This is a genomic window from Streptomyces populi (assembly GCF_002911015.1).
GTDB classification, from domain to species: domain Bacteria; phylum Actinomycetota; class Actinomycetes; order Streptomycetales; family Streptomycetaceae; genus Streptomyces; species Streptomyces populi.
Map to the genome: position 1 here is coordinate 1 of NZ_KZ627060.1, position 4,094 is coordinate 4,094.

Here is a 4,094-nt window from a genome sequence, read left to right on the forward strand (position 1 = left end):
TCCTCGAACTCGCCTTCACCGCCGCGGCCCGCGTGGGCTGCGCGGGCGTCGAGGAACTCACGCTGGAGGCGCCGCTCATCCTCGACGGGGGGTCGGCCCACGTCGTGCAGGTCCTGGTCGGCGAGGCCGAGGCGGCCGGCGGCGGCCGTGCGATCACTGTGCACTCCCGACCCGTCCACGCCGCCGAGGACGCTCCCTGGACCCGGCACGCCACCGGCACCCTCCGTTCCGACGCGGTGGAGTCGGCTCCGGTGCTTGCCCCGGAGCCGGCGCAGGTGCAGGCGTGGCCTCCGCGCGGGGCCACACCGGTCGACCTCGACGCCGTCTACGAGCGGCTGATCGGCCTCGGATTCGACTACGGTCCCGCGTTCCGCGGGCTGCACACGGCGTGGCGGGACGGCGACACCGTCTACGCCGAGGTCCGTCTGCCCACCCGGCAGACGGACGACGCCGGGCGTTTCAGCATCCATCCGGCGCTCCTGGACACCGCCCTGCACTCGCTCGCGTTACCCGATCTGCTGTCCGGGGAGGACGAGTGCCATCTGCCGTTCTCCTGGAGCGGCGTCACGCTGCACGTCACCGCCGTGAGTTCGGCCCGGGTCCGCATACGCCGCCTCGGTGGGGGCGCGACCTCCGTGGAGCTGCTGGACGAAGCGGGGTCGGCCCTCGCCACCGTGCGGTCACTGGCGTTGCGTCCCGTGACGCTGGAACAGCTTCGTTCGGCCCGCGTATCGAGCATCGAATCGCTGTACGGCGTCGCGTGGTCGCCGCTGGAAAGCGCCGGTTCCGCTGCGTCTACGTCTGCGGCCGTGTCCGCGTCCGGGACCGGATGGGCGCTCCTCGACCTCGGCGCCGACTGGCCCGTCGAATCCGTTCCGGCGCGCCGCCACGCCGACCTGGCAGCCCTCGCCACCGCCATCGACGCCGATCCGGACGAGGCGCCTCGTGACGTCCTGATAGCGCTGCCCGTCCTGGGCGCAGCGGATGGCGACATCGTCGCGGCCACGCATCAGCGGACGCAGACGGTCCTCCAACTCCTCCAGGACTGGCTGAAGCAGCCGCGCTTCGCATCCGTCACCGCGACGCTGCTCACCCGCGGTGCGCTCGCGGTCGACGCGGCCGAGGCCGCGGCCGTCGACCTGGCGGCCGCTGCCGTGGGCGGCCTGATACGCAGTGCCCAGCTTGAGCACCCGGGCCGGTTCCGCCTGATCGACACCGACGGGGAGGAGGCCTCGCTGCGCGCCCTGCCGACGCTGCTAGGCACCGGCAACGGCACAGACATCGGCACGGGCACCGGCGTCGTCGCGGAGCCGCAGATCGCGCTCCGTGCCGGGGTCCCCTTCGTCCCGCGGCTCCGCGCGGTCGCGGCCCCCGAGACGACCGACGCCGACGGCTCCGCCGACGCCCCCGCCGACGCCCCCGCTTTCTCCGGCGAGGGAACGGTGCTGATCACCGGTGGCACCGGCGACCTCGGCTCGCTCTTCGCCCGCCACCTCGTCACCGTGCACGGAGTGCGGCACCTGCTGCTGACCAGCCGCCGTGGTCCGGACGCCCCGGGCGCCGCCGAACTCATCGCGGAACTGGAAGCCCTCGGGGCCGACGTGACGCTCGCCGCCTGCGACATGTCCGACCGCTCCGCCGTCGCCGAACTGCTCGCCGGCGTACCGGGCGACCATCCGCTCACCGGCGTTGTCCACACCGCGGGCGTGCTCGACGACGGGCTCCTCGAATCCCTCACTCCCGCGCAGCTGACGAAGGTGCTGCGCGCGAAGGCCGACGCCGCGCTGCACCTCCACGAGCTGACGTCGCAGGCCCCGCTCTCCGCGTTCGTCCTGTTCTCCTCGGTCGCCGGTGTCTTCGGCGGGGCCGGACAGGCCAACTACGCCGCCGCCAACGCCTTCCTCGACGCACTGGCGCGTCGGCGCCGGGCGCTCGGGCTGCCGGGCGTCTCACTCGCGTGGGGCCTGTGGAGCACCGAGGGCGGGATGGCCGCGGAGCTCGACCGGGCCGACGTGGCCCGGCTGAAGCGCACCGGCCTCCTGGAGATCAGCCGCGAACAGGGCGTCACGCTGTTCGACGCCGCTCTCGCAGCAGCCGGCACGGCTTCCGGGACTTCGGAGGCAGGCCCGGAGACCGTCGGAGCGCACGCCGACGGCCTGCTCGTGCCCGCCCGGCTGAACGCCCCCGTCCTCGACGAGCAGGCCGCGGCCGGATCGCTGCCCGCCGTCTTCCGGGCGGTCGTCAGTACCAGGCCCCGACCCTCTTCCCACGCTGCCGGCGGCAGCGCGAACGCGCCGCTGCTCGCCGAGCTTCGCGTGGCCGACCGAGAGGAGCGCCTTCAGATCCTCGGCGGCCTCGTCGCGGAGAAGGTCGCGTACGTGCTCGGACACGCCGACCGCGACGCCGTCGACCGCGCCCAGCCGTTCAACCGGCTCGGCCTCGACTCCCTCACCGCCGTCGAACTGCGCAACCAGCTCGGCGCCGCCACCGGCGTGCGCCTTCCGGCGACGCTGGTCTTCGACCACCCGACCCCGCTCGCGGTCGCGGAATTCCTGTACGACGAACTCGCTCGCGGAGTCCTCGGGGAGCCGGCCGGGACCACCGCGCTCGCGGTCGCCGAGCCTGCGGCGCGGGAGTCGGCGAGCCATCCGCAGGACGCGGGCGACGACCCGATCGTCATCGTCGGCATGGCCTGCAAGTATCCGGGCGGGGTGGCCTCGCCCGAGGACCTGTGGCGGCTGGTGGCCGAGGGCCGGGACGCCATCTCGCCGTTCCCGGTCGACCGCGGCTGGGACCTCGACGGCATCTACGACCCGGACCCGCAGCAGCCCGGCAAGACGTACACCCGCGAGGGCGGGTTCCTGCACGACGCCGCCCAGTTCGACGCGGAGTTCTTCGGCCTGTCGCCGCGCGAGGCGACCGCGACCGACCCGCAGCAGCGACTGCTCCTGGAGACCTCCTGGGAGGCCCTGGAGTCGGCCGGCACCCGGCCGGAGACGCTCACCGGCAGCCGCACCGGTGTGTTCATGGGAGTCATGTACAACGACTACGGCGCCCGCCACCTGAACCGCTCGCCGCAGGGGTACGAGGGCTACATCAGCAACGGAAGCTCCGGCAGCATCGCGTCGGGCCGGGTCTCGTACTCGTTCGGGTTCGAGGGTCCTGCGGTGACGGTGGACACGGCGTGTTCGTCGTCGTTGGTCGCGATGCACCTGGCGGCACAGTCGTTGCGTGCGGGGGAGTGCTCGATGGCGCTCGCGGGTGGCGTGACGGTGATGGCGACCCCGTACGCCTTCGTGGAGTTCGGACGCCACGGCGGACTGGCCGTCGACGGCCGGTGCCGTTCTTTCTCCGCCGACGCCTCGGGCACCGGTTGGTCCGAGGGCGTGGGCGTGGTGGTGCTGGAGCGCCTCTCGGACGCGCGGCGCAACGGGCACGAGGTGTTGGCCGTGCTGCGAGGCAGTGCGGTGAACCAGGACGGTGCGTCGAACGGGTTGACGGCGCCGAACGGCCCGTCCCAGCAGCGCGTGATTCGCCAGGCACTGGCGGGCGCGGGACTTTCCGTGGCGGATGTGGACGCGGTCGAGGCGCACGGGACGGGGACGAGGCTGGGTGATCCGATCGAGGCGCAGGCGTTGATCGCGACGTACGGGCAGGGCCGGGCGGAGGGGCGTCCGTTGTGGCTGGGGTCGTTGAAGTCGAACATCGGTCATGCGCAGGCGGCTGCCGGTGTGGGTGGTGTGATCAAGATGGTCATGGCGATGCGGAACGGCATGCTCCCGCCGACTCTGCACGCGGGGGTCCCGTCCGAGCATGTGGATTGGTCTGCGGGTGCGGTGGAGTTGTTGACGCGGGCTCGGCAGTGGCCGCAGACGGGTCGTGCGCGGCGGGCGGGTGTGTCGTCGTTCGGCATCAGCGGCACCAACGCGCACGTGATCCTCGAGCACGAGCCCATGGAATCCACTCAAGCGCTGGTGGCTGCTGGGGAGTTGCCGTGGGTTGTGTCGGGTCGTTCTGAGGGTGCGGTGCGGGCTCAGGCGGCGCGGCTCGCGGCGTTCGTGGCGGGAGACGGGGGCGGTGCGGGGGCGCTGGAT

The 4,094-nt window shown here is 73.0% G+C and carries 1 protein-coding gene; it reads left to right on the top strand.

Annotated elements, in window-relative coordinates; genetic code table 11:
• A partial coding sequence (locus CW362_RS42435; RefSeq protein WP_162684441.1) for an SDR family NAD(P)-dependent oxidoreductase occupies nt 1-4,094 on the top strand: 4,094 nt, incomplete at both ends.